This is a genomic window from Burkholderia anthinoferrum (assembly GCF_002925705.1).
GTDB lineage: Bacteria > Pseudomonadota > Gammaproteobacteria > Burkholderiales > Burkholderiaceae > Burkholderia > Burkholderia semiarida.
On sequence record NZ_LFZP01000065.1, the window covers coordinates 258,142 to 284,327 of the forward strand.

At 66.3% G+C, this 26,186-nt stretch carries 23 protein-coding genes and 1 pseudogene; 13 read left to right on the forward strand and 11 right to left on the reverse strand.

What is annotated here, in order from left to right; genetic code table 11:
- Window positions 1–16 precede the first annotated feature (16 nt).
- Window positions 17–340: a MoaF-related domain-containing protein gene (locus C5F75_RS32575; protein ID WP_059641514.1), complete on the reverse strand. Its 324-nt coding sequence runs from the start codon at window positions 338–340 to the stop codon at window positions 17–19.
- Between the two features lie 28 nt (window positions 341–368).
- On the reverse strand, window positions 369–1,571 hold the full coding sequence (locus C5F75_RS32580; protein WP_059581982.1) for an MFS transporter: 1,203 nt from the start codon (window positions 1,569–1,571) through the stop codon (window positions 369–371).
- Between the two features lie 101 nt (window positions 1,572–1,672).
- On the opposite strand from C5F75_RS32580, the gene C5F75_RS32585 reads away from it, so the two are divergent.
- Window positions 1,673–2,614: a LysR family transcriptional regulator gene (locus C5F75_RS32585; RefSeq protein WP_059581985.1), complete on the forward strand. Its 942-nt coding sequence runs from the start codon at window positions 1,673–1,675 to the stop codon at window positions 2,612–2,614.
- A 70-nt stretch (window positions 2,615–2,684) separates the two neighbouring features.
- On the opposite strand, the gene zwf is transcribed toward C5F75_RS32585, so the two are convergent.
- Window positions 2,685–4,160 carry a glucose-6-phosphate dehydrogenase gene (gene zwf / locus C5F75_RS32590; RefSeq protein WP_099318016.1) on the reverse strand — a complete coding sequence of 492 codons (1,476 nt, stop codon included), beginning with the start codon at window positions 4,158–4,160 and terminating at the stop codon, window positions 2,685–2,687.
- Between the two features lie 200 nt (window positions 4,161–4,360).
- On the opposite strand from zwf, the gene C5F75_RS32595 reads away from it, so the two are divergent.
- The 3 genes and pseudogenes from C5F75_RS32595 to C5F75_RS37450 form a co-directional block, all read left to right on the forward strand.
- Window positions 4,361–4,939 (forward strand): TetR/AcrR family transcriptional regulator, encoded by a 579-nt coding sequence (locus C5F75_RS32595; RefSeq protein WP_059641525.1) that lies wholly within the window; start codon window positions 4,361–4,363, stop codon window positions 4,937–4,939.
- A 152-nt stretch (window positions 4,940–5,091) separates the two neighbouring features.
- A complete protein-coding gene (locus C5F75_RS32600; RefSeq protein WP_059581993.1) occupies window positions 5,092–5,967 on the forward strand; it encodes an SDR family NAD(P)-dependent oxidoreductase in 876 nt (291 codons plus the stop codon).
- Between the two features lie 24 nt (window positions 5,968–5,991).
- Window positions 5,992–6,149: pseudogene (locus tag C5F75_RS37450) on the forward strand (amidohydrolase family protein); the annotation flags it as partial.
- 279 nt (window positions 6,150–6,428) lie between these two features.
- On the opposite strand, the gene C5F75_RS32610 reads toward C5F75_RS37450, so the two are convergent.
- The 3 genes from C5F75_RS32610 to C5F75_RS32620 are packed head-to-tail and all read right to left on the reverse strand — an operon-like array spanning window position 6,429 to window position 8,860.
- Window positions 6,429–7,223: an SDR family NAD(P)-dependent oxidoreductase gene (locus C5F75_RS32610; protein WP_104013319.1), complete on the reverse strand. Its 795-nt coding sequence runs from the start codon at window positions 7,221–7,223 to the stop codon at window positions 6,429–6,431.
- A gap of 59 nt (window positions 7,224–7,282) precedes the next feature.
- The gene (locus C5F75_RS32615; protein ID WP_059641700.1) at window positions 7,283–8,125 is read right to left on the reverse strand and encodes a type 1 glutamine amidotransferase domain-containing protein; all 843 of its coding nucleotides are present in this window, start codon (window positions 8,123–8,125) and stop codon (window positions 7,283–7,285) included.
- 21 nt (window positions 8,126–8,146) lie between these two features.
- Complete coding sequence (locus C5F75_RS32620) at window positions 8,147–8,860, reverse strand: type 1 glutamine amidotransferase domain-containing protein (RefSeq protein ID WP_104013320.1); 714 nt, start codon at window positions 8,858–8,860, stop codon at window positions 8,147–8,149.
- Between the two features lie 121 nt (window positions 8,861–8,981).
- Between C5F75_RS32620 and C5F75_RS32625 the strand changes: the two genes are divergently transcribed.
- The 6 genes from C5F75_RS32625 (at window position 8,982) to C5F75_RS32650 (ending at window position 16,217) form a co-directional block, all read left to right on the forward strand.
- Complete coding sequence (locus C5F75_RS32625) at window positions 8,982–9,890, forward strand: LysR family transcriptional regulator (RefSeq protein WP_059582208.1); 909 nt, start codon at window positions 8,982–8,984, stop codon at window positions 9,888–9,890.
- Between the two features lie 574 nt (window positions 9,891–10,464).
- Window positions 10,465–10,752 carry a DUF3331 domain-containing protein gene (locus tag C5F75_RS32630; RefSeq protein WP_316252122.1) on the forward strand — a complete coding sequence of 96 codons (288 nt, stop codon included), beginning with the start codon at window positions 10,465–10,467 and terminating at the stop codon, window positions 10,750–10,752.
- A gap of 277 nt (window positions 10,753–11,029) precedes the next feature.
- Window positions 11,030–12,220 carry a M20 aminoacylase family protein gene (locus C5F75_RS32635; protein ID WP_059582001.1) on the forward strand — a complete coding sequence of 397 codons (1,191 nt, stop codon included), beginning with the start codon at window positions 11,030–11,032 and terminating at the stop codon, window positions 12,218–12,220.
- Window positions 12,221–12,276: 56 nt separating this feature from the next.
- Window positions 12,277–13,608, forward strand: coding sequence for an MFS transporter (locus tag C5F75_RS32640; protein WP_060011272.1), 1,332 nt, complete (start codon window positions 12,277–12,279; stop codon window positions 13,606–13,608).
- A gap of 151 nt (window positions 13,609–13,759) precedes the next feature.
- Window positions 13,760–14,875, forward strand: coding sequence for a succinylglutamate desuccinylase/aspartoacylase family protein (locus tag C5F75_RS32645; RefSeq protein ID WP_099317977.1), 1,116 nt, complete (start codon window positions 13,760–13,762; stop codon window positions 14,873–14,875).
- Window positions 14,876–15,146: 271 nt separating this feature from the next.
- Complete coding sequence (locus C5F75_RS32650; RefSeq protein WP_060011277.1) at window positions 15,147–16,217, forward strand: PDDEXK nuclease domain-containing protein; 1,071 nt, start codon at window positions 15,147–15,149, stop codon at window positions 16,215–16,217.
- 18 nt (window positions 16,218–16,235) lie between these two features.
- On the opposite strand, the gene C5F75_RS32655 is transcribed toward C5F75_RS32650, so the two are convergent.
- Window positions 16,236–17,024, reverse strand: coding sequence for an IclR family transcriptional regulator (locus C5F75_RS32655; protein WP_059582012.1), 789 nt, complete (start codon window positions 17,022–17,024; stop codon window positions 16,236–16,238).
- A 227-nt stretch (window positions 17,025–17,251) separates the two neighbouring features.
- Between C5F75_RS32655 and pcaF the strand changes: the two genes are divergently transcribed.
- The gene (gene pcaF, locus C5F75_RS32660) at window positions 17,252–18,454 is read left to right on the forward strand and encodes a 3-oxoadipyl-CoA thiolase (RefSeq protein ID WP_099317975.1); all 1,203 of its coding nucleotides are present in this window, start codon (window positions 17,252–17,254) and stop codon (window positions 18,452–18,454) included.
- A gap of 163 nt (window positions 18,455–18,617) precedes the next feature.
- Here pcaF and C5F75_RS32665 read toward each other — a convergent pair whose 3' ends face one another.
- Window positions 18,618–19,178 carry a GNAT family N-acetyltransferase gene (locus C5F75_RS32665; protein ID WP_104013321.1) on the reverse strand — a complete coding sequence of 187 codons (561 nt, stop codon included), beginning with the start codon at window positions 19,176–19,178 and terminating at the stop codon, window positions 18,618–18,620.
- Window positions 19,175–19,393, reverse strand: coding sequence for a hypothetical protein (locus C5F75_RS37455; RefSeq protein WP_059582021.1), 219 nt, complete (start codon window positions 19,391–19,393; stop codon window positions 19,175–19,177). Before C5F75_RS37455 ends, C5F75_RS32665 begins: the two co-directional genes overlap by 4 nt.
- A gap of 311 nt (window positions 19,394–19,704) precedes the next feature.
- Between C5F75_RS37455 and C5F75_RS32675 the strand changes: the two genes are divergently transcribed.
- Window positions 19,705–21,249, forward strand: a complete 1,545-nt coding sequence (locus C5F75_RS32675; protein WP_104013322.1) for a methyl-accepting chemotaxis protein — start codon at window positions 19,705–19,707, stop codon at window positions 21,247–21,249.
- A gap of 411 nt (window positions 21,250–21,660) precedes the next feature.
- The gene (locus tag C5F75_RS32680; RefSeq protein WP_059582210.1) at window positions 21,661–23,205 is read left to right on the forward strand and encodes a methyl-accepting chemotaxis protein; all 1,545 of its coding nucleotides are present in this window, start codon (window positions 21,661–21,663) and stop codon (window positions 23,203–23,205) included.
- Between the two features lie 120 nt (window positions 23,206–23,325).
- Here the strand turns inward: C5F75_RS32680 and gabD are convergent, their stop codons facing one another.
- Both gabD and C5F75_RS32690 read right to left on the reverse strand, forming a co-directional pair.
- Entirely contained in the window at window positions 23,326–24,795 is a 1,470-nt protein-coding gene (gabD, locus tag C5F75_RS32685) for an NADP-dependent succinate-semialdehyde dehydrogenase (RefSeq protein ID WP_059582028.1), read from the reverse strand.
- A 101-nt stretch (window positions 24,796–24,896) separates the two neighbouring features.
- Window positions 24,897–26,180, reverse strand: a complete 1,284-nt coding sequence (locus tag C5F75_RS32690; protein ID WP_059582213.1) for a 4-aminobutyrate--2-oxoglutarate transaminase — start codon at window positions 26,178–26,180, stop codon at window positions 24,897–24,899.
- Between the last annotated feature and the right edge of the window lie 6 nt (window positions 26,181–26,186).

A 26,186-nucleotide genomic window follows, 5' to 3' on the forward strand; every position in this document is an offset into this window, starting at 1 on the left:
GATCGGGTTGCTCCGTTCAGACCGCGCGCAGGCTGCCGTCGAGCCGGTAGAAGTCGAGCGACGCCGCGGTGAAGAACGAGCGCGACGTGCCGGCGGCGAAGTCGTCGACATGCACGACGGTGGCGCGATCGGCTTCCTGCCACGAGATCGCGTAGGTCTCGCCGGCCACGCGCTGCCACGTGTATTCGACTTCACCTTTCGCGCCCGCATACGGGCCTTCGGTGATCTCGTAGCGCATATGAAGGCCGTCCTCGTCGTACGCGTTGAGCGCGGTGAGGCCGTCGTAGCGGACTTCGAATGTCTTGCCGGCGAACGGCGGACGTTGGGTCGATGCGTTCATGCTGGTGGCTCCTGTGAAAAGGTGACGTTCAGTGCGCGAGTTCGACGGGTTCGGCCGTGCGTTCCGGCAGCCCGTGGCGGCGGTCGAGACGGCCGCTCAACGCGGTGAGTGCAAACGCGCCGAGCGTGACGACGGCGGCGATCCACGGGGTGTGGCCGAGGCCGACGTTCGCGACGATCAGGCCGCCGAGCGACGAGCCGCCGGCCACGCCGAGGTTGAAGGCGGCGATGTTGAAACCCGATGCGACGTCGGCGGCGTCCGGCGCGAAGTGGCGCGCCTGCTTGACGACGTACACCTGCAGCCCCGGCACGTTGCCGAACGCCACGGCGCCCCACGCGAGCATCGTCAGCACCGCGAGCCATTTCACGTGGATCGTGAAGGTCAGCGCGAGCAGCACGATCGCGAGCAGCAGGAAGATCCGCTTGAGCGCCTTCACGGGGCCGACGGCGTCCGCGAGCTTGCCGCCCCACACGTTGCCGACCGCGACCGATACGCCGTAGCCGACCAGCACGAGGCTGACCTGCGACGGCGTGAAGCCGGCGATCTGTTCGAGCAGCGGCGCCATATAGGTGAATGCGATCAGCGAGCCGCCGTAACCGACCGCCGTCATCGCATAGACGAGCAGCAGGCGCGGCTGGGCCAGCACGCGCAACTGGCGGGCGAGGGGGGCCGGCGGCGTCTGCGGCAGCGCGCGCGGCACGAAGGCGACTGCGCCGACGAATGCGACGAGGCCGAACAGCGCGACGATCAGGAACGTCGCGCGCCAGCCGAAGTGCTGGCCGATGAAGGTGCCGAGCGGAATGCCGGCGACGAACGCGACGGTCATGCCGCTGAACATCGTCGCGATCGCGCTCGCGGCCTTCTCCTTCGGCACGAGCGTGGTCGCGATGATCGAGCCGACCGAGAAGAACACGCCGTGCGCGAGGCCGGTGAGCACGCGTGCGACGATCAGCGATTCGTAGCCGGGCGCCTGCCATGCGACGAGGTTGCCGACGGTGAAGAGCGCCATCAGCCCGGCGAGCAGCGCCTTGCGCGGCACGCGGCCGGTGAGCGCGGTGAGCAGCGGCGCGCCGATGGCGACGGCCAGCGCGTACAGGCTGACGAGCAGGCCGGCGGACGGCAGGCTGACGCCGAGGTCGGCGCCGATCGTCGGGATCAGCCCGACGATCACGAATTCGGTGGTGCCGATGGCAAAGGCGCTGATGGTCAGCGCAAGCAACGCGAGTGGCATGACGGGATCCGGGTTTCAGTAGGAATGGATCGCAGTGTGCCGGCTTTACTTTTGCTGAAAAACTCGTCTATAAACCAAATTGTTTTGATTTCAACTCAACAATGAAGACCACCCTCGACGAACTCCAGGCCTTTACCGCCGTGGTCGATACCGGTTCGATCACGGCGGCCGCCCAGCAGCTCGACCTCACCGTGTCGGCGACGAGCCGCACGCTCGCGCGGCTCGAGGAAAAGCTCAAGACCACGCTGCTGCGCCGGACCACGCGCCGGCTCGAACTGACCGAGGAAGGGCGCGCGTTCCTGCAGGACGCGCGCGCGATCATCGAATCGGTCGAGAACGCGGAGGAGCAGATGCTCGCGCGGCGCGAGATGCCGTCCGGGCGCCTGCGCGTCGACGCCGCGACGCCGTTCATGCTGCACGTGATCGTGCCGCTCGTGCGCGGCTACCGCGAGCGCTTCCCGAAGGTCGAACTGGAACTGAACAGCAACGAGGGCATCACCGATCTGCTGGAGCGGCGCACCGACGTCGCGGTCCGGATCGGCCGGCTGAAGGATTCGACGCTGCACAGCCGGCGCATCGGCAACAGCCGGCTACGCATCCTCGCGAGCCCCGCATATATCGAAGCGCATGGCCAGCCGCGCAAGGTCGAGGATCTCGACAAGCACACGCTGCTCGGCTTCACGCAGCCCGAATCGCTGAACGTATGGCCGATCCTCGGCACGGACGGCGAGGCGTACCGCATCGAGCCGGACGTGTATTCGTCGAGCGGCGAAACGCTGCGGCAGCTTGCGCTGGAGGGCACGGGTGTCGTCTGCCTGTCCGATTTCGTGACCGCGCAGGATCGCGATGCGGGGCGGCTGGTGCAGGTGCTCGCGCGCCAGACGCTCGACGTTCAGCAGCCGATTCACGCGGTGTACTACCGCAATACCGCGATCTCGTCGCGGATCGCGTCGTTCGTCGACTATCTGATCGAGGTGCTGGGCGGCGGCAGCGGCGGTGACGGGCGGGCGCGGCGCAAGGCTGCGTGGATGGAGCCGCAGTAGCGACGCAGGGCAGGCGGCGCTGCCCTTCGGGAGCCGGCGTGCCGCGCGTCGGCACGCCGTCGTGCGACGATTACGCCTCTTCGGCCCACGACATCCCGTCGCGCGCGAGCAGCGCCGACGAGGCCGCGGGCCCGAACGTGCCGGCCGTGTACAGGCGCGGCCGGTCGCCGAGCTGCTTCCAGCCGTCGAGGATCGGCTCGACCCACGACCACGCGGCTTCGAGCTCGTCGCGGCGCATGAAGTGCGTGAGGCGGCCGCGGATCACGTCGATCAGCAGCCGTTCGTACGCTTCCGCGCGCCGTTCCGGAATCGCCTGCTGCAGGTCGAGATTCAGGCTCACCGGCACCATGTTCATGCCGCTGCCCGGTTCCTTCGCGAGCATCTGCAACTGGATCGACTCTTCCGGCTGGAGCTGGATCACGAGGCGGTTGCCGTAATTGCGCGGGCCGGTCGGGATGATCGAGAACGGCATGTCCGCGAACTCGATCACGATTTCCGACTGGCGGCGCTGCAACCGCTTGCCGGTGCGCAGGAAGAACGGCACGTTCGCCCAGCGCCAGTTGTTGATGTGCGCGCGCAGCGCGACGAAGGTTTCCGCGCGGCTGTCCGCCGGCACGTTGTCTTCCTCGAGATAGCCCTTGACCGGCTGGCCGTCGACCGCGCCGGCCGTGTACTGGCCGCGCACCGTGTCGCGCGCGACGTCCGACAGCGACATCGGTCGCAGCGAGCGCAGCACCTTCAGCTTCTCGTCGCGCACCGCGTCCGGGTCGAGCGACACGGGCGGCTCCATCGCGACGATGCACAGCAGCTGCAGCAGGTGGTTCTGCACCATGTCGCGCAGCGCGCCGGTATGGTCGTAGAAGCCCGCGCGGCTGCCGACGCCGACCGTTTCCGCGACCGTGATCTGCACGCTGCGGATGTTCGGCGCCTGCCACAGCGGCCCGAAGATCGGGTTGCCGAAGCGCAGCACCATCAGGTTCTGCACGGTTTCCTTGCCGAGATAGTGGTCGATCCGGTAGATCTGCGATTCCTCGAAGTGCTTGCCGACCGCGTCGTTGATCGCCTTCGCGGAAGCGAGATCGTGGCCGAGCGGCTTTTCGAGGACGACGCGCGAATGCGCGTCGACGAGGTGCGCGGCCGACAGGTTGTCGCAGATCGTCGTGAACAGTTCCGGTGACGTCGACAGGTAGAACACGCGCACGGCCTCTCCGCGCGCCGCTTCGGCGAGCCGCTGGTAGTCGTCCGGCGTGTTCACGTCGATCAGCACGTACTTGAACAGGTCGAGGAAGCGGGCCCACGCGTCGGCGTCGAACGCCTTCGCGTCGATGAACGGGCGCGACTGCTCGTCCATGAACTTGCGATAGCCGTCGATGCCCCAGTCGCGGCGGCCGACGGCGATGATGCGCGTCTCGGGCGGAAGATTGCAGTGCAGGTGCGCCATGTACAGCGCGGGCAACAGCTTGCGGGCGGCCAGGTCGCCGCCGCCGCCGAAAATGATCATGTCGACGGGCCGGTCGGCCGCGGTCTGGGAAGGCTGATTCGTCATGGGAGGTTCGCGGTTTGAAACGGTGAACGTGAAACGAACGTCGAGGGCATCGGGCGCCGGTTGGCCGGCGCCGGTACGGCAAAACGCTAATAGTGCACCGTTTTGATGGTTTGCGTCTGCGTTCGCGCGATGTAACGGGGCTTGCATTTCCGATGATGGGTCGATTATGATTGAGCACTCACTCATTAAAGGAATCGACCGTGGCCCGACCGCGCAGTCCCGACAAGCACGAAGCCATCCTCGCGGCTGCCGCGCGCGCGCTCGCCGAGGACGGCGCGAGCGCGACCACCGCGCGCATCGCACGGCTTGCCGGCGTGGCGGAAGGCACGGTGTTCACGTACTTCGAGACCAAGGATGCGTTGTTGAACGCGCTGTACGTGAGCCTGAAGGCCGACATGCGCGAAGCGATGATGACCGGGTTTCCCGATCATGCGCCGGCCGAGCAGGCGGTGCGGCATGCGTGGAACGGCTATGTGTCGTGGGGCGTCGCGAATCCGGACGGCCGGCGCGCGTTGCGGCAGTTGGGCGTGAGCGGGCGCATCGACGATGCGCATCGGGCCGCGGGCTCGGAAGGCTTCGGCGGGATCGGCGCGCTGCTGCGCGAACAGGTCGCCGCGTCGGGCGCGTTGAGCCGCGACGAAGCGCATGCGTTCTGCTCGGCGTTGTTTACGTCGATCGCGGAAACCGCGATGGAGTCGATCGCCCGCGATCCGGCGCGCGCCGATGCATACCGGGAAGCCGGGTTTCGCGCGTTGTGGGCGGTGTTGCACGCGGTGTGAGTCGAGGAATGGCGTCGTGGCGGCATGTGCCGCGGCGACGGCGGGGTGGGGCAGGCAGGACGGCGCAGGTCATGAACGATCGACGCGTCGCCCATATTAATGAGTGAGTAATCATTCATTTTGATGGTTTCATCACGATCAAGGAGTGGAAAATGTCGAAAGTCTGGTTAGTAACGGGGGCCGCACGCGGCCTCGGTCGCGCCATTTCGGAAGCGGTGCTGGCAGCGGGGGACCGGCTGGTGGCCGGCGCGCGCGATCCCGCCCGACTGGCCGATCTGGCCGAACGGTATGGCAACCGGCTGCTGCCGGTCGAACTCGACGTCACCGACGAAGCGGCGGCCGCGCAAGCCGTCGCGGCGGCGCGCGCGGCGTTCGGCCGTATCGACGTGCTGGTGAACAACGCGGGCTACGGCCACACGGCGCCGTTCGAGCAGATGAGCGCCGAAGCCTTCCGCGACCAGATCGAAACGAACCTGTTCGGCGTGGTCAACCTCACGCGCGCGGTGCTGCCGACGATGCGCGCGCAGCGCGCGGGGCACATCTTCCAGGTGTCGTCGGTCGGCGGGCGTACGGCGACGCCCGGACTGTCCGCATATCAAGCCGCGAAGTGGGCGGTCGGCGGATTCAGCGACGTGCTCGCGAAGGAAGCCGCGCCATTCGGCGTGCGCGTGTGCACGCTCGAACCGGGCGGCATGCGCACCGACTGGGCCGCGCAGGCGAAGCGCGACATCGACGATCTGCTGCCCGACTATCAACCGTCGGTCGGGAAGATCCTCGACCTGCTCGGCGCGTATGGCGGCCACGAGATCGGCGATCCCGCCCGGATCGCGGCGCTGATCGTCGACCTGTCGCGCCGCGACGACGTGCCGCTGCGCTTGCTGCTCGGCGGCGATGCGCTGTTCGTCTGCGAGCAGGCGGAGCGGCAGCGCGCGGAAGAGGCGGCGCGGTGGCGGGATGCGACGCTGTCGACGCAGTTTCCGGATGCGGTGCTGCCGGACGGGCTGCGGGCGTTGAAGGAAATTGGCTGAGCCGGGCGGTTCGTTGCCGGCGGCATCGACATGGCGCCGGAGCGCGTGCTCTGGGGCACCGAATGGCCGCACCCCACGCAGAAGACGGACAAGCCCGACGATGCAAGCATGCTGGACGTGATCGCGGGCTGGCGGCAACGGATATTCGTCACCAATCCCCGAAGCTGTACGGATTCGCATAGCGCGGGGAGGATGTCGCGAAACTTGACGCCGCCAACAAAACGATGTCCCCCGCGATCGGGGGATACGTTTGAAGGCGGCTGGCGCAAGCGCCCGCGCGGTCGTGCTCATAACGCAAGGCCCATTCGACCTGATACCCGCTTCGACGATCTCTGGTGTGGGTTGCGACGGCGACTTCGCTCGCCATCGAAAAAGACGGCAACCCAAAACCGCGTATCGCTTATCCGATCGGCCTGTTCTTCGATGGTATCGCCTGGCGTCGATGCACTTCGCGTGCCATCTCAGAGAATCGACCGGTAGGTGCCGCCCTCGACGCGCACCGCGGCGCCATTGGATGCCGCACCCAGAGGACTGGCGAGCAACGCCACCATCGCGGCAATCTCGTCGGCCTCGATCATGCGGGCAATCAGCGAGCTCGGACGATACGTGTCGAAGAAGTGCGATTCGATTTCCGCATCGGTCATACCGGGCCGTGGCGCGGTTTGCCGAAGATATGCGACGATGCCTTCGGATCGCGTGGCGGATGGCAGTACGCTGTTGACGGTCACGCCGGTTCCCTTCGTCAGTTCGGCCATTCCGCGCGAAACCGCGAGTTGAGCCGATTTGCTGACACCGTAGTGCACCATGTCCGGCGGCGTGAAGGCGCCGACTTCGCTGGACATGAAAATCACTCGCCCCCAGTTCTTCGCGAGCATGCGCGGAAAGTAATGACGCGACAGCCTGACACCCGACATCACGTTGACGTCGATCATTCGCAGCCAGTCGTCATCGGTGATCTCCGCGAACGGCTTGGCTTCGTAGTAGCCGAGATTGTTCACGAGAATATCCGTGTCCGGCTGTGCATCGATCAGCTCCGCGACGCCTCGGTCGCCGCTCACGTCGGCGACGACGCCGCGTACGCTGCCGCGCGGCGCGGCAGCGCAGAGCTCCGCGACGGCTGCGTCGAGCTTGTCTCGTTGCCGCCCCGTGATCGTGACCGCGACGCCTTCCGCGGCCAACGTTCGCGCGATCGCCATGCCGATGCCGGCAGTGGCGCCGGTGACGATCGCAGTTTTTCCTTCAAGTTGCAGATCCACGGTTTGCTTCTCCTTTACTCATCGAGTAACCGGCATTGCCGGTCGATTGCACGGCATGACTACTTGAGCCGCTTCAGCATTTCGCCGGCGACGTCCAGCGCCGACGCCGGATTCTGTCCGGTGATCAATTCACGGTCGGTGACCATGTGCGCGGTAAACGGCACCGCGTTGCTGCTGTAGATTCCACCCGCGCGCTGCAATGCAGTCTGCGGATAGAACTTCATCGCGCCGCCGCCGAGCAGCCCTTTGGCTTGCTCTTCTTCCGCGTTGCTGATCACCGTCATCCGGTAGCCGGCGTAGATCCATTTCGTGTCGCCATCGCCCGCGTTTCCCGCCGCGAGCTTTCGTACAAAGCCCGGCGCATCGGGCAGCGTCGACAGCAGCGCAATCGGGCCGTGGCAAACGAGCGCCGTGGTCTTGCCGCGCGCGTGAAAGTCGGCCAGCAATCTGCCCACGGCGGCACTGGTCGACAGGTCCTGCATCGGCGCATGGCCGCCGGGAACATAGACGGCATCGAAGTGCGCGTAGCCGATCTGCTCCACCCGCGACAGGCTGATCACCGGGGAATGCGTGCGCGACGTGATTTGTAGCCGGTCCAGCAAGGCCCGATAGTCGCGCATCGCGTTCTCGTCGCCGTTGAAGTACATCTTGTCGGCCGACGTGACGTCCAGCGTCGGCGCCTTGCCCTCCGGCGTGGCGAAGGTCACCTGATGGCCGGCATCGAGCAGCGCCTTCACGGGCTGCATCAGCTCGTTCAGGTAGAAGCCCGTCGCGAAGACCTTGTCATCCTTCAGGTCGAGGTGATCGGAATCCGACAACACCACGAGCACGTTGGCCGCATGAGCGCCGTACGCGGCAATGCCGAGCATTGCCGCAACGGCGAGCTTGCGCATCGAATACATCGTTTTCTCCATCGGGAAGGTTCAAGCTTGTCGTGAACGGGCGAGCAACAGATGACGCATCGCGGCGCCCACGCCGGCGGCCGACTGCGGGTTCTGGCCCGTCACCAGCCGTCCGTCGACGACGACCTTGGCGGTCCAGTTCGGCACGGGATGGTGAAGTGCGCCGCGCTGCTTCAAGGTGCTCGCGAGCAGGAACGGCACAACGCGATCGAGCTGGACGGCCCGTTCTTCCTCGTCCGTGAAGGCGCTCAGATTCTTGCCGGCGACGAAATATGTGCCGTCGCCGAGCTTCACGTCGACCAGTGCGGCCGGCCCATGACACACCGCGCCGACCACGCCACCCACGTCATGAATGTCGCGGGTCACTTTCTGCACGTCGGGATTGCCCGGAAAGTCCCACATCGCGCCGTGGCCGCCGGCAAAGAAGACAGCGGCATACTTCGACGCATCGACGTCGCCCAGCCGCTGCGTGTGGCGGAGCGCGTCGCGGAAATCGCGGTCGTTCCAATAGCGCGCATTGATTTCATCGGTCAGGTCGAGCCCGTCGACCGGCGGTTCGCCGCCCTGAATCGATGCGAATTCGACGGGAATGCCGGCCGCGTGCAGTTCAGCCAGCGGATGAGTCACTTCGCCGAGATAGAAACCGGTCGGCTCGCCGGTTGAGCCTTTCTTCGCGTGGCTCGTGAGTACGAATAGAACCTGCAGATGCTGCCGCTCGCGATGTTCGCCATTCATGCTGTGCTCCTGGATTTCAACGGGTGACTCGACGATGCAGTCACGACGCACGCACTTTATTTGGCTCATCGATGAAGATAAACTGGCGCGAAAGTAAAGCTTTTGTTCTTTGGAGGACAAGATGGCGCGTAAATTCGACCATCTCGGTGACGTGGAAGCGTTCGTGACGGTGGTCGAAAAAGGCTCGATGACTGCCGGTGCGGTCGCATTGGGGAGCACGCCTTCCGTGTTGAGCCGGGCCATCACACGTCTGGAGGCCCGGCTGGGCACGCAGTTGCTGCGTCGTTCCACGCGGCGGTTGAGCCTGACGGAGCACGGCAGGCTCTATCTGGAGCAATCGCGCGCGGCGTTTTTGCTGATCGATGACGCCGAGCGGGCCATTCAGGGGCACGGCGGTACGTTGACCGGCCATGTCCGGCTGAGCGTACCGACGACGTACGGGCACTATCGTCTGCCGCCGCTGCTTCGACGCTTCACGCGGGAACACCCGCACGTTCGCGTGGAGTTGAACATCGCGAACCGGAACGTGGATCTCGTGGCCGAAGGTTTCGACCTGGCGATCCGTCTGGGCGAATTGCCGGACAGCGGTCTGGTCGCGCGCAAGCTCGAGGATGCGGCGCTATGCCTTGTCGCGTCGCCCGAGTACGTCGCCCACGCCGGCACGCCCGGAAACGTGGCCGACCTGGAGCACCATCTTTGTTTGCCGTTCATGCTGCCCAGCAGCGGCCGTATCGCGCCCTGGGTATTCCGTGACGGCGATCGCGACATCGATTGGCTGCCGGCTTCGAATGTCGCGGTGTCCGACGACGTGCTCGGTGTCGTGTCGATGGCGCAGAGTGGCGCCGGTATCTGCCAGACCTATGACTTCATCGTCCAGGATCGGATCCGGGCCGGAAATCTCGTCGAGGTATTGCCCCATCTGCGCGGGCGCACACGGCCGTTTTCAGTCGTGTACGCACCGCATCGCCGCCTGTCGGCCGCGTCCCGCACCTTGATCGACATGTTGGTCGCGTCGACGGGCGAGGCTTGAAGCGATTGCGATACGTTCTGCGCTGTGGCACGCGGTGGAAGGGCCGGCGCCACGGTCGTCAAATGCCAGCGTCCCGTTCCGTCGGTAACTGGCCCATGTTGACGCAGTATGTTGACGTCAACGGAACGTGGGACGTTAACATGGCGACGGGACGACCGAAGGCGGAACTCGTGCTGAACGAAGACGAGCGTTGCGAGGTGACGCATTGGCGAGCTACAAAGATGGCTGCTTACCGCCGGCGCCGGGCCTCGAGGCGACATCTTTACCTCGCAAACGGTGACAGTTTCATTTTTGTTCTACGGCTCGCGGCCTCATGAATATCTGATGCGTAGGCGCATCGTGCGTGCACGGCTGCTGCTGCTCGAATCGCGCGCCTTGTGCGGCGCGCGCCGGGAGAAAAACAAGTCAACGTACCGACGCAACGAGGATAACGATGAATTCCGCGACTGACGTGATGGCGGTGGATCCATGAAAGCAGACGCTGGGTCTGCTTCTCCAATTGTGCCGAAGCGACGATGCGCGATCGTTCGCGTCTTCGAGCGAGTCGTTGTGTGCACACCGGACGGAACGTCGGTTGCGCCTGCGGACGACCGCCGCGGAGCGGCGGACTGTCTCGGTGAGGTTCGTCGACCGCGTGAGCGCGACAGCGGTAACGATGGCATGGCACGATTCGACGCATTGTTCGTATGGCGATCAGGCGTGGCATGCAACTCGCGCTCGCACCAGCGCGGTGTGTGCGATCAGCGGCCGGCCGGTCCTGCCCGGTGACGCCGTCTATCAGCCCCGTGGCCGCCCAAGGCCGCTCAATGCCGACGCGATGATCCTTGCGTCGGCGCTCCACGAAGCGGAAGAGAATCGTTGATGTCTACGAGACTTGGGCAAGCTTCGTTCGGACGGGATTTCGGTTACGGGCGTTTCAGCGATGCGTGAGGAAGCCATAGCCGGATCTAATCGAAAGCCGTACCCGTATCTGACCGAAAGCCACGGTTGTGACCCGTCAGGCCGCGTTAACCCTGATTAAAAAACGTTATCACGGTGAAAAATTCCGCATCTTATTGAACCGATATCGGCTCGATATAGTGGCTCGCTTTCCCGCACGCCTCGCCCGGCGTGCGCAGACGAACGGCAGGAGCCCCTTGATGACCACCGATACCCGATTCACCGAAGTCGAGGATCTGATGCCCGCCGCCGGCGGGCTGCGCGAGATCCGTCACCACATCCATCACCATCCGGAACTCGCATACGAAGAGCACGACACGGCCGCGCTCGTCGCGGACAAGCTCGAGCAATGGGGCTGGCAGGTGACGCGCGGCGTCGGCAAGACGGGCGTCGTCGGCACGCTGCGCGTGGGCGACGGCGCGCGCAGCATCGGCATTCGCGCGGACATGGATGCGCTGCCGATCGTCGAGGCGACCGGCCTGCCGTATGCGAGCGGCACGCACGGCAAGATGCACGCATGCGGCCACGACGGCCATACGACGATGCTGCTCGGCGCCGCGCAGCATCTCGCGAAGACGCGCAACTTCTCCGGCACCGTACACCTGTATTTCCAGCCGGCTGAGGAGCACGGCGTCGACAGCGGCGCGAAGAAGATGATCGACGACGGCCTGTTCGAGCGCTTCCCGTGCGACGCCGTGTTCGGCATGCACAACCATCCGGGCGCGGCGCCGGGCGTGTTTCTCACGCGGCGCGGCCCGTTCATGTCGGCGGGCGACAAGGCGATCATCACGATCGAAGGCGTCGGCGGCCATGCGGCGCGGCCGCACCTGACGGTCGATCCGGTCGTCGTCGCGGCGAGCATCGTGATGGCGCTGCAGACGATCGTCGCGCGCAACGTCGACCCGTCGCAGCCGGCGGTCGTCACGGTCGGCTCGATGCACGCGGGCACCGCGAACAACGTGATTCCGAACGGCGCGCGCCTCGAACTCAGCGTGCGTTCGTTCAGCCCGGAAGTGCGCGCGCTGCTCAAGCGCCGCATCACCGAGCTGGCCGAAACGCAGGCCGCGAGTTACGGCGCGACCGCGAACGTCGAATACATCGAAGGCTATCCGGTCGTCATTAATTCGGATGCCGAAACCGACTTCGCGGCTCAGGTCGCACGCGAACTCGTCGGCGATGCGCACGTGGTCGAGCAGACCGACCTGCTGATGGGCAGCGAGGATTTCGCGTTCATGCTGCAGCAGCGGCCGGGCTCGTTCGTGCGGCTCGGCAACGGCGAAGGCGAGGACGGCTGCATGGTGCACAACCCGAAATACGACTTCAACGATCGCAACCTGCCGATCGGCGCGGCGTTCTGGACGCGCCTCGTCGAGCGTTACCTCGGGCAGTGATCGCGGCGGCGGCGTGCGGCCGGCGCTTCCGGCTGCTTTGACAGGAGAGGATAGCGATGCAGAAAGACCATCTCGCGCTGCACCCCGCGTCGACGGGCGCCGTCGAAGGCGATGCGCGCGGCGCGCCTGCCGTCACGCGACGCGGCGCGATCGCCGCGGCCGTGATCGGCAACTGGCTGGAATTCTTCGACTTCACCGTGTACGGCTTCTTCGCGGTGCTGATCGGCAAGCTGTTCTTCCCGTCGAGCGACCCGACCACGTCGCTGCTGCTGTCGGTCGCGACCTTCGCCGCCGGCTTCTTCACGCGGCCGCTCGGCAGCGTCGTGCTCGGCGTCTACGCGGACCGCAAGGGGCGCAAGGCCGCGCTGAACCTGACGATCATGCTGATGGCGCTCGGCACCGGGCTGATCGCGATCGCGCCGACCCATGCGCAAGTGGGCGTGGCCGCGCCGTTGCTCGTCGTGTTCGCGCGGCTGTTGCAGGGCTTCTCGCAGGGCGGCGAATTCGGCGCGGCGACGTCGACGCTGCTCGAACAGGGCGGCACGTCGCGCCGCGGGTTCCGCGCGAGCTGGCAGCTCGCGACGCAGGGCGGCGCCGCGCTGATGGGCTCCGGGTTCGCGGCGCTGCTGTCGAACACGATGACGAAGGACGCGCTGGAAAGCTGGGGCTGGCGGCTGCCGTTCCTCGTCGGCGTGCTGATCGCGCCGGTCGGGATGTTCTTGCGCCGCCGGCTCGCGGACGACGCGCCCGGCGACCGTCATCACGGCATCGAGCGCGGCGTGCTGCACGAACTGTTCTCGAAGCACACGCGCACGGTGGTGCTGCTGATGCTCACGGTAATGGGCGGCACGGTGTCGACCTACATCCTGACCTTCTACATGCCGACCTACGCGATTCATACGCTCGGTCTGCCGATGAAGCTGTCGATGTTCGTCGGCGTCGCGTCGGGCTGCGTGATGCTGGTCACGTGCCCGCTGTTCGGCTGGCTGTCGGACAAGCTCGGCAGCCGGCGCCTGCCGATCTTCGTCGGCCGCGGCGTGCTGGTCGCGCTGCTGTTCCCGGCGTTCTGGCTGATGAACCATCATCCGACGCTGTCGGTGATCCTGCCGCTGACCGCGCTGATGCTGTTGTTCTATTCGCTCGGCTCGGCGTCGGAAATGGCGCTGATGTGCGAGTCGCTGCCGCGCCACGTGCGCGCGACGGGCATCTCGATCGCGTATGCGCTCGCGGTGACGATCTTCGGCGGCACCGCGCAACTGATCGCGACGTGGCTCGTGAAGACGACCGGCAGCAAGCTCGCACCGGCCGGCTACGTGGCCGCATGCGTGGTGCTGTCGCTGATCGCGGTCGCGATGCTGCGCGAGACGGCGCGCGAATCGCTGGACTGACGCGCGATGCGGGTGGCGGCGCGGCCATGCGCGCCTACCGCCCGCGCATCGCTGGATCGCGGAGCAGTATTTCGATTTCAACCCGTACGGCGACCGAGCGTCGCGCTGGCTCGTTCTCCCGATTCCCCTTTTCATCGGTTCAGGATCATCGATGCAGATTCGCACCACGCCGCTCCTGTCGCCGTCGATCGGCACGCAGCGCACGCTGACGAGCTTTCATTTCGGGCCGGCCGACTGCGGCCGCAAGATCTACCTGCAGGCCGCGCTGCACGCGGACGAGACGCCCGCGATGCTTGCCGCGGTCATGCTCAAGCAGCGCCTCGCGCAACTCGACGCCGAAGGCCGGCTCGCGGCCGAAATCGTGCTCGTGCCGGTGGCCAACCCGGTCGGCCTCAATCATCATCTGCTCGGGCAGTTCATCGGCCGGTTCGATCTCGCGAGCGGGCGCAACTTCAATCGCGGCTTCCTGCCGCTCGCGGAGATCGCCGCGCGTGCGCGCGACCGGCTGGGCGACGACGGCGTGCGCAATCGCGCGATCGTGCGCGAATGCGTCGGCGCGGCGCTCGATGAAATCGCGCCGCGCACCGAATTCGATGCGCTGCAGCTTGCGCTGCTGACGCTGTCGCACGACGCCGACGTCGTGATCGACCTGCATTGCTCGCTCGAAGCGGTGATGCACGTGTACACGAGCGACACCGCGTGGCCGGACGTGGAGCCGCTCGCGCGTTATCTCGGCGCGGAGGTGTCGCTGCTCGCGGAGGATTCGGGCGGGAATGCGTTCGACGACGCGCATCATCTGTTGTGGTCACGGTTGCGCGCGCATTTGCCGTCCGGCACGCCGATGGCGACGGGTACCGTGGCCGTGACGGTCGAGTGTCGCGGCCAGCGCGACGTGACGTACGACTACGCGGGCCGCGACGCCGGCGCGCTCGTCGACTATCTCGTCTGGTGCGGCGCGGTGCGCGGCGAACGCGCGCCGCTGCCGCCGCTGGCCGCGCCGGCCACGCCGCTCGCGGGCAGCGAGCAGTTTTACGCGCCGGTGAGCGGGATTCTCGTGCACCGTGCGCCGATCGGCGCGATGATCCGCGCCGGCGATCCGCTGTTCGACATCGTCGATCCGCTGACGGATGCGGTCACGACGATCTCGAGCGCGACCGACGGCGTGTTCTACATGCGGCGCGCGATCCGCTTCGTGACGGCCGGCGCGCCGCTCGGGCGCGTGACGGGCACGGTGCCGGTGCGAAAGGGGATGCTGCTGGGGGCGTGACGACGCCGTGTCCGACGGATTCGGAGCGCAATTTCGTTCCCGTCAAATTGATCGGACGCGCGCGCGCCCGTAAATTGAGCGACGCGGAGTTCGCTCCGTGTTTTGCAAGAAGGATGTTGCAGAGCGATTGGAGTTTTCGCGGGCGGCCTGTGTCGCCCGTTTTTTTATTTCACTGCGACGACGGTTCGGCAGCGGGCCGATGTCGGCGCCCTCGAGGAGCACGCGAGCGGATACCGGACGATTGCGGCCGCGGCGCATAGGAGGCAACAACATGATCCGACGTAAGGTTGTCGTCGCATCGCCCGTCGCGACACGAACCCTGTTGGGGAACATCCGCGCCTTGATCGAAGCGGCGCGGCAGCGCGCCGCATCCGCGGTGAATAGCGAGCTGACGATGCTTTATTGGCGCATTGGCCGGCTCGTTCATGTCGAAGTCCTTGCGGGCAAACGGGCCGACTATGGTGAGGAAGTGCTTCCCACGCTTGCGGCGCAGTTGACGAAAGATTACGGCGGCGGCTTCGCCGTGAAGAATCTTCGCCGCATGGTGCAGTTTGCCGTGACCTTTCCGGACGAGCGGATTGTCGTATCGCTGATACGACAATTGAGCTGGACACATTTCATTGCGTTGATTCCGCTGAAAGACCCGCGTCAACGTGACTACTATGCGCAGATGGCCAATGTGGAACGCTGGAGCGTCAGGACGCTGCGCGAGCGTATCGACTCGATGTTGTACGAGCGCACCGCGCTTTCACGGAAGCCGGATGCGCTGATCGCCACGGAGCTGGCAACGATGCGGGATGCACAACGCATGTCACCCAGCCTCATCATGCGCGATCCATATATTCTCGATTTCCTGGGTTTGCGCGACACCTGGCAGGAAGGCGACCTGGAGACCGCGATCATTCGCGAAATGGAAGCCTTTCTGCTGGAGCTGGGTGCCGGCTTCACGTTCGTCGCGAGGCAAAAGCGCATCCAGATCGACGACGAGGATTTCCATCTCGACTTGCTGTTCTACAACCGGAAGCTGCGGCGGCTGGTCGCTGTAGAGTTGAAGGTCGGTGAGTTCAAGGCCGCGTACAAGGGGCAGATGGAGCTGTATCTGCGCTGGCTCGACAGACACGAGCGGGAGGCTGATGAAGCGCCACCCCTTGGAATCATTCTCTGCACCGGAAAAAAATCAGAGCAGATCGAGCTGCTGGAACTGGATAAGTCCGGCATCCACGTGGCGGAGTATCTGACGGCTTTGCCGCCGCGTGCGGTGCTGACCGAACGGCTGCAGCAAGCGATGCAACGGGCACGGTTGCAAATCAGGCCCCGCAGCGCAGCGCGGAATACGGACTGATGTGTTCCGCGCCCGCGCTCACCCCCGCCGCGCCACTAGTTCCGATACCGTCTGCGCGGCCTGCTGCAGCGGGCCGAGAAACTCCTTCACCATCTGCTTCGCGGTATGCCGCTGCGCGTTGCCGCTGATGTTCATCGCGGCGATGATCTGCCCGCGCCGGTTGCGGATCGGCGCGGACAGCGACATCAGCCCCACCTCGAGTTCCTGATCGACCACGGCCCAGCCCTGCTGGCGCACCTGCGCGATCGTCGCCTTCAGTTCGCCGATGTCGGTGATCGTGCGCGGCGTGTGCGCGCGGATGCCGCTCTGCGCGAGCGTTTCGTCGAGCGCCGCGTCGTCGAGCGCGGACAGCAGCACGCGGCCCATCGACGTGCAGTACGCGGGCAGCCGGCTGCCGATCGACAGGTTGATCGTCATGATCTTGCGGGTCGGCACGCGCAGCACGTAGACGATCTCGGTGCGGTCGAGTACCGCGGCCGAGCAGCTTTCGTGGATCTGTTCCGACAGTTGCTCCATCACCGGATCGGCGAGATTCCAGAACGGCATCGACGTCAGGTACGCGAAGCCGAGCTCGAGGATCTTCGGCGTGAGCCGGAACAGCCGGCCGTCGGCCTCGACGTAGCCGAGCGTCTGCAGCGTGAGCAGGATCCGGCGCGCGCCCGCGCGCGTGAGGCCGGTGGCCGACGCGACCTCGGTGAGCGTCTGCTCCGGGCGCGCCGCGTCGAACGCGCGGATCACCGCGAGGCCGCGCGCGAACGACTGTACATAGGAATCGCCGGGTTTCGTCTGAATATCGTCGGTTGTCATGAGGGCCTGGAATGTCGTGCAGCCGAGAAGATAGCGCATGGGGCCCGACACGCCAACCGCCCGGCGCGCCGCGCGCTTGACAGGGCATCCCCGCACTCCCTATGATGCGTTGAACGTTCGATACACGATCTTATGTTCGTATATAGAACATTTAAGCGCATCCCGGCGGGCAATGCAAGGGGCGCGCCCTGTTCATTTCCCAGCCTTTCACGGGACCGGAGACACTGATGACCGAAGCTTTTCTGTGTGATGCGATCCGTACGCCGATCGGGCGTTACGGCGGTGCACTGTCGGGCGTGCGCGCCGACGATCTGGGCGCGGTGCCGCTCAAGGCGCTCGTCGAGCGCAATCGCGACGTCGACTGGACGGCGATCGACGACGTGATCTACGGCTGCGCGAACCAGGCCGGCGAGGACAACCGCAACGTCGCGCGCATGTCGCTGCTGCTCGCGGGCCTGCCGCAGGGCGTGCCGGGTTCGACGATCAACCGCCTGTGCGGTTCGGGGATGGATGCGGTCGGCGTGGCCGCGCGTGCGATCAAGTCGGGCGAAGCCGCGCTGATGGTCGCGGGCGGCGTCGAGAGCATGACGCGCGCGCCGTTCGTGATGGGCAAGGCCGCGAGCGCGTTCGCGCGGCAGGCCGACATCCACGACACGACGATCGGCTGGCGCTTCGTCAATCCGTTGATGAAACAGCTGCACGGTGTCGATTCGATGCCGGAAACCGCCGAGAACGTCGCGGTCGACTACAACGTCAGCCGCGCGGATCAGGACCTGTTCGCGCTGCGCAGCCAGCAGAAGGCGGCGCGCGCGCAGCAGGACGGCACGCTGGCTGAAGAAATCGTGTCGGTCACGATTGCGCAGAAGAAGGGCGATCCGGTGGTCGTGTCGCGCGACGAGCATCCGCGCGAAACGTCGCTCGAAGCGCTCGCGAAGCTGAAGGGCGTCGTGCGCCCGGACGGCTCGGTCACGGCCGGCAACGCATCGGGCGTCAACGACGGCGCCGCCGCGCTGCTGCTGGCGAACGAGGTAACCGCGAAGCGCTTCGGCCTGACGCCGCGCGCCCGCGTGCTGGGGATCGCGACGGCCGGCGTCGCGCCGCGCGTGATGGGCATCGGCCCCGCGCCGGCCACGCAGAAGCTGCTCGCGCGGCTCGGGATGACGATCGACCAGTTCGACGTGATCGAACTGAACGAAGCGTTCGCGTCGCAGGGCCTCGCGGTGCTGCGCATGCTCGGCGTCGCCGACGACGATCCGCGCGTGAACCCGAACGGCGGCGCGATCGCGCTCGGCCATCCGCTCGGCGCATCGGGCGCGCGCCTCGTGACGACCGCGATGTACCAGCTGCATCGCACGAACGGCCGCTTCGCGCTGTGCACGATGTGCATCGGCGTCGGCCAGGGCATCGCGATCGCGATCGAACGCGTCTGACCGGCGCGATGCGGTGAAGCGGCCGCGTACGCGCCGCTCCACCGACGCGCTGTTTCCGCCATGACGGGCGGCACGAGTTGTCTCGTGCCGCCCGTCGTCGCTTTCGTCGTTAATCGGCCTGCGACAGTCGCGGCAGACGCGCCGCTATCCGCGTACCGGGCCGTCAGGTCGTCGGCCCTTCGAGGTGAATGTCCTCGGGCTCGAGCGCGTAAAGCTCGGGATCGGGCGCCGTGCTGACCGTGAAGCCGAGCCGCAGGTAGAAGTCGATCGTGCGCCGCGACGGCGTGGCCGACACATACAGGCGCTCGGCACCCATTGCACGTGCCTGCATCTGCGCCGCGCGATAGAGCTGTTCGCCGAGTCCGCAACCGCGCCAATCGAGGCTCACGTGCAGGAACTTCAACTGAAGCATGTCGCGCTGCGGGCCCAGCGGCCGGCTGTCGACGACGACGGCCGCGACGAGCCGCGTGCCGTCGAACCTGCCGAGAAACCAGCCGCCGCGGTCGTGGCAGTCGAGCAGGATCGGCGTGTAGTGATCGGCTTCGCCGTCGGGCCAGCCGGCCACGTCGTAGAACTCGGGCACGAGATGCAGCGCGCCGTCGCGCAGCACGTACAGGTGTTCGATGATTTCGCGCCGGTCGATGGTCCACACGAGCGGCACGTCGTCGCGGGCCAGCGGGCGGGCCGACAGCGCGTCGCGCTCGGCGGCGGTGCGGCGGGTCATGCTGCCACCCGGTGCGCGGCGATTGCGTACATCACCGGCAGGCGCGGCATGCCTTCGGGCGGCAGCATCCGGTGGCCGTCCGGTTCGTGTTCTTGCGGAAACCGCGCGGCGTCGCCGTTGCGGAGAAACGCGGCCTGATCGCCGGTATGGCTGTCATGCTCGACCGTCGTCGTATTCGAGGACAGCCGATTCACTTCATGCAATGCCTTTTTCATCAGAATTCGAATTCAGGTGGAATGGAGCAGGATAGGCCGATCGTTTCGCCACTTGCAACGGCCGCACGCATTGTCAAACCGTACGGCGCTCCGAGACAGACAAATAAACGAGCGTGGCGATTATCGCCGGATTATTTGATCGAAATCATGGCAATCGCCCGATTGCCTATTTTATGCGCATCGGGATTAAGGTTTTCCGGTGAATTGCCGACAGTAAGGACGAGAGTGTCGTAAAGCGATCAACCGTTTTTCGGCTACTGAGCGCGAATTCAGCGCGGCGCGGACGATAGATCCGCCTTTCGGAGCCTTGCATGCGCAACAACCAGCCCGTTACCCAACAGGAATTCGATTTTCCCGACGACGTCACGCTGATGTCGACGACCGATGCCGACAGCATCATCACTTACGCGAACACGACGTTCGCGCAGGTAAGCGGTTTCTCGAACGAGGAACTCGTCGGCCAGCCGCACAACGTGGTGCGTCACCCGGACATGCCGAAGGAAGCGTTCGCCGACATGTGGGCGACGCTTCAGGCCGGCGAGCCGTGGACTGCGCTCGTGAAGAACCGCCGCAAGAACGGCGACCACTACTGGGTGCGCGCGAACGCGATTCCGGTGATGCGCGACGGCGCGCCGCACGGCTACATGTCGGTGCGCACGAAGGCGCCGCACGACGAGCGCGAAGCCGCGGACGCGCTGTATCGCGCGTTTCGTGAAGGCAAGGCCGGCCGGCGCCGGTTCCACAAGGGGCTCGTGATCCGCACCGGGCTGCTGCGTGTCGCGTCGCTCGCGCAGACGATGTCGGTGCGTGCGCGCGTTCATTCGGCACTGTGCGTGCTGGCGCCGACGGTCGTCGGCGCTGGCTGGGCGGGCGGGTTGACCGGCGGCGGGCTCGCGGCGTTTGCCGGCGTGACGGCCGGCGTGGCGGCCGCGGCCGGCTGGTGGCTCGACGCGCAGATCGTGCAACCGCTGAAGCGGCTGCACGAGCAGGCGCTGAACGTCGCGACCGGTGAAAGCCGGCGCGGCGTGCGAATGAACCGTGTCGACGAGATCGGCATGACGCTGCGCACGATCAACCAGCTCGGGCTGATGTTTCGCTGGCTCGTCGACGACGTCAGCGAGCAGGTGCTGAACGTGCAGCGCGCGAGCAACGAGATCGCGCAGGGCAACAGCGACCTGAGCGCGCGTACCGAGCAGGCCGCATCGAGCGTGCAGCAGACGGCCGCGTCGATGGCCGAGATGACGGCCACCGTGTCGAGCAATGCGGAAACGGCGCTGCAGGCGAATCAGTTGTCGGTTTCCGCGAGCGAGGCGGCCGGGCGCGGCGGGCAGGCGGTGAGCGAAGTCGTCGCGACGATGAACGACATCACCGCCAGCTCGCGCAAGATCGCGGACATCATTGGCGTGATCGACGGCATCGCGTTCCAGACCAACATTCTCGCGCTGAACGCGGCCGTCGAGGCCGCACGCGCAGGCGAACAGGGGCGCGGCTTCGCGGTGGTGGCGGGCGAGGTGCGCGCGCTCGCGCAGCGCAGCGCGAACGCGGCGAAGGAGATCAAGACGCTGATCGGCGCGAGTGTCGAGCGCGTCGAATCGGGCGCGCGGATCGTCGACGGCGCGGGCAAGACGATGGAGGACATCGTCACGCAGGTGAAGCGCGTGTCGGATCTGATCGCGGAGATCAGTTCGTCGACGGCCGAGCAGAGCACGGGCGTCGCGCAGGTCGACCAGGCGGTCGTGCATCTGGACAACATCACGCAGCAGAACGCGGCGTTGGTCGAGCAGAGCACGGCGGCGTCGGAGAGCCTGAAGCAGCAGGCGACGCGGCTCGTGGATGCGGTGAACGTGTTCAGGTGACGGCGTAAAAGCGTGCGCGACGTGCGGGTTCGATCGATGAATCCGGCGTGTCGCGCACAGCGTTCATTCGGATTTTTGGATTGAATCGAATGGCGGAAAACGAGAAATATTCGTATTTCCGATTTTACCGGCGCACGTTGAATCAGACCGGATGCACGAGGTCGAATGATCAGACGAATCGCCGGCAAACCGTTGCCCGACAAGGCAATTCGTTTATCCATGAACATATTGTTCGGCAAAAACACGATGATGCATGTTTAATGCATATTTATCCGGATTCGGCATAATGTTTTCGCCGAATTTGCCGAAAGCGCAGGAGTCGACTTACACGCATGCGACTCGATCGTCATGCGCGGGGTCTCGAATCAATCGACGAGCGGACGCAAGATCCGCCACCCGGAGCTCCACACCATGCGCAACAACCAGCCCGTCACGCAACGCGAATTCGAATTTGCCGACGATGCGACGCTGATGTCGACGACCGATGCCGACAGCTACGTCACGTACGCGAACGCGGCATTCATTCAGGTCAGCGGCTTTTCTCCCGAGGAGATCGAAGGTCAGCCGCACAACGTGGTGCGGCATCCGGACATGCCGAAAGAGGCGTTCGCCGACATGTGGGCGACGCTCCAGGGCGGCGAGCCGTGGACCGCGCTCGTGAAGAACCGCCGCAAGAACGGCGATCACTACTGGGTGCGTGCGAACGCGATTCCGGTGATGCGCAACGGGCAGCCGAAAGGCTACATGTCGGTGCGCACGAAGGCGACGCGCGACGAGATCGCGGCCGCCGAGGCGCTGTATCGCGATTTCCGCGAAGGCAAGGCCGGCAGCCGCCGGTTCCACAAGGGATTGATCGTTCGCACGGGCGCACTGCGTGTGGCGTCGCTGTTCCAAACGATGTCGGTGCGAGCCCGGCTGGTATCGACGCTGTGCGTGCTGGCGCCGGCCGTCATCGGCGCCGGCTGGGCGGGCGGGTTGACCGGCGGGGCGCTCGCGGCATTTGCCGGTGCGGCGGTCGGCGTGACGGCGGCGGCCGGGCTGTGGCTCGACGCACAGATCGTGCGGCCGCTGCGGGAACTGCGCGACGAGGCGTTGCGCGTGGCGACCGGCGAAAGCCGCAGCGGCGTGCGGATGAACCGCGTCGACGAGATCGGCATGACGCTGCGCACGATCAACCAGCTCGGGCTGATGTTCCGCTGGCTCGTCGACGACGTCAGCGAGCAGGTGCTGAACGTGCAGCGCGCGAGCAACGAGATCGCGCAGGGCAACAACGACCTGAGCGCACGTACCGAGCAGGCGTCGACGAGCGTGCAGCAGACGGCCGCGTCGATGGCCGAGATGACGGCCACCGTGTCGAGCAATGCGGAGACGGCGCTGCAGGCGAATCAATTGTCGGTTTCCGCGAGCGAGGCGGCCGGGCGCGGCGGGCAGGCGGTGAGCGAAGTCGTCGCGACGATGAACGACATCACCGCCAGCTCGCGCAAGATCGCGGACATCATCGGCGTGATCGACGGCATCGCGTTCCAGACCAACATTCTCGCGCTGAACGCAGCCGTCGAGGCCGCGCGGGCGGGCGATCAGGGGCGCGGCTTCGCGGTGGTGGCGGGCGAAGTACGGGCGCTCGCGCAGCGCAGCGCGAACGCGGCGAAGGAGATCAAGACGCTGATCGGTGCGAGCGTCGAGCGTGTCGAATCGGGCGCGCGGATCGTCGACGGCGCGGGCAAGACGATGGAGGACATCGTCACGCAGGTGAAGCGCGTGTCGGATCTGATCGCGGAGATCAGTTCGTCGACGGCCGAGCAGAGCACGGGCGTCGCGCAGGTCGACCAGGCGGTCGTGCACCTGGACAACATCACGCAGCAGAACGCGGCGCTCGTCGAGCAGAGCACGGCGGCGTCGGAAAGCCTGAAGCAGCAGGCGACGCGTTTGGTGGAGGCGGTGAACGTATTCCGCTGATCGCGGAACGAGAGGAAGGGTGACGCGGGCGCGACGGAGAGGGGTACCGGCCCGCGTCGGGCCGCCCGGTTCCGGCCGGGCGGCCAGGGCCTGTCGCCGAAAGCGGCAGGCCCCGAACCGTCAGACGGCGAGGCAGAGGTACTTGATCACGACGTAGTCGTCGATGCCGTAGTGCGAGCCTTCGCGGCCGAGGCCCGATTGCTTGACGCCGCCGAACGGCGCGACTTCGTTCGAGATCAGGCCCGTGTTCACGCCGACCATCCCGTATTCGAGCGCCTCGGCCACCTTCCACACGCGGCCGATGTCGCGGCTGTAGAAGTAGGCGGCGAGGCCGAACTCGGTGTCGTTCGCGAGACGGATCACCTCGTCGTCGCTGCCGAACTTGAACAGCGGCGCGAGCGGCCCGAACGTCTCTTCCTTCGCGACCTTCATCGCCGGCGTGACGCCCGTCAGCACGGTCGGCTCGAAGAAGCCGTGGCCGAGCGCGTGGCGCTTGCCGCCCGTCACGACGGTCGCGCCCTTCGCGAGCGCGTCCTCGATGTGCGCCTCGACCTTCAGCACGGCGGCTTCGTTGATCAGCGGGCCCTGCGTGACGCCCGGCTCCGTGCCGCGGCCGACCTTCAACTGGCCGACGGCCGCCGCGAGCTTCTGCGCGAACTGGTCGTACACGGCTTCGTGCACGTAGAAGCGGTTCGTGCACACGCACGTCTGGCCGCTGTTGCGGTACTTCGACGCGATCGCGCCCTGCACGGCCGCATCGAGATCGGCGTCGTCGAACACGATGAACGGCGCGTTGCCGCCGAGTTCCAGCGACACCTTCTTGACCGTCGCCGCGCATTGCGACATCAGCAGGCGGCCGACCGGCGTCGAGCCGGTGAACGACAGCTTGCGCACGATCGGGTTCGACGTCAGCTCGCCGCCGATCGCCTTCGGATCGCCCGTGACGACGCTGAACACGCCGGCCGGCACGCCCGCGCGCTCGGCCAGCACGGCCATCGCGAGCGCGGAGAACGGCGTCGCCTCGGCCGGCTTCACGACGATCGGGCAGCCCGCGGCGAGCGCCGGGCCGACCTTGCGCGTGATCATCGCCGCCGGGAAGTTCCACGGCGTGATCGCCGCGCATACGCCGATCGCTTCCTTCGTCACGACGATGCGCTTGTCGCTCGCCGGCGTCGGGATCGTGTCGCCGTACACGCGCTTGCCTTCTTCCGCGAACCACTCGAGGAACGACGCCGCGTAGGCGATCTCGCCCTTCGCTTCGGCCAGCGACTTGCCTTGCTCGGTGGTCAGGATCAGCGCGAGGTCGTCGGCGTTTTCCATCATCAGGTCGTGCCACTTGCGCAGGATCGTCGCGCGTTCCTTCGCGGTCTTCTTGCGCCACGCCGGCCATGCGGCGTTCGCGGCCTCGATCGCATGACGCGTCTCGGCCGTGCCCATCGCCGGCACGGTGCCGAGCAGGCCGCCCGTCGCCGGATTGCGGACGTCGAACGACTCGCCGGTCGCCGCGTGTTGCCATTCGCCATTGATGTACGCCTGCTGGCGGAACAGCGACGGATCTTTCAGTGCCAGGGTTTCCTGAACGGTGCTCATGTGAATCGCCTGCTTCGAAAAAGGACGGATAAGGACCGATGAAAACGGCCGCCGCCGTCTTCACGACGGCGGCGGCGCATTCAGTTGACGTGGACGGGCACTCAGGCCGGCACGCCGACCGTTTCCTTCAGCACTTCCTCGAGGATCGCGAGCGCTTCGTCGAACACGGCTTGCGGGATCGTCAGCGGGAACAGGAAGCGCACGACGTTCGAGTACACGCCGCACACGAGCAGCAGCAGGCCGCGCTCGAGCGCACGCGTCTGCACGCGCTTCGTGAATTCGGCATCCGGCTCGCCCGAACCCGGCTTCAGGAATTCGACCGCGATCATCGCGCCCGGGCCGCGCACGTCGGCGATCTGCGGCACGTCGGCCTGCAGCGCATTCAGCTTCGCCTTCAGCACGTCGCCGAGCTGCGTCGCGCGCTCGCACAGCTTCTCTTCGTCGATGATTTCGAGCACCGCGTGCGCCGATGCGACGGCCAGCGGGTTGCCCGCGTACGTGCCGCCGAGGCCGCCGGGCGCCGCTGCGTCCATCACGTCCGCACGGCCCACGACGCCCGACAGCGGCATGCCGCCGGCGAGGCTCTTCGCCATCGTGATCAGGTCGGCCAGCACGTCGTAGTGCTGCATCGCAAACAGCTTGCCGGTGCGTGCGAAGCCCGTCTGCACTTCATCGGCGATCAGCAGGATGCCGTGTTCGTTACAGATCTTGCGCAGCGCGCGCACGAATTCGGCCGGCGCCGGGTTGAAGCCGCCTTCGCCCTGGACCGGTTCGAAGATGATCGCGGCGACACGCTTCGGATCGATGTCGGCCTTGAACAGCATCTCGATCGCCTTGATCGAGTCGGCGGTCGTCACGCCGTGCACGGCGTTCGGGTACGGCGCGTGGAACACGTCGCCCGGGAACGGGCCGAAGTTCAGCTTGTACGGCGCGACCTTGCCGGTCAGCGCCATGCCCATCATCGTGCGGCCGTGGAAGCCGCCCGAGAATGCGATCACGCCCGGACGGCCGGTCGCCGCACGCGCGATCTTGATCGCGTTCTCGACGGCTTCGGCGCCGGTCGTGAAGAACGCGGTCTTCTTCGGGAAGTCGCCCGGCGCGCGTGCGTTGATCTTCTCCGCCAGCTCGACGTACGACGCGTACGGGACGATCTGGTAAGCGGTGTGCGTGAAGTTGTTCAACTGATCCGCGATCGCCTTGACGATCTTCGGGTGGCGGTGGCCCGTGTTCAGCACCGCGATGCCGGCGGCGAAATCGATGAAGCGGCGGCCTTCGACATCCCACAGCTCCGCGTTCTCGGCGCGGGCTGCGTAGAAATCGCACATCACGCCGACGCCGCGCGGGGTGGCGGCGTTCTTGCGGGCCTGCAGATCGGCATTCTTCACGGTCAT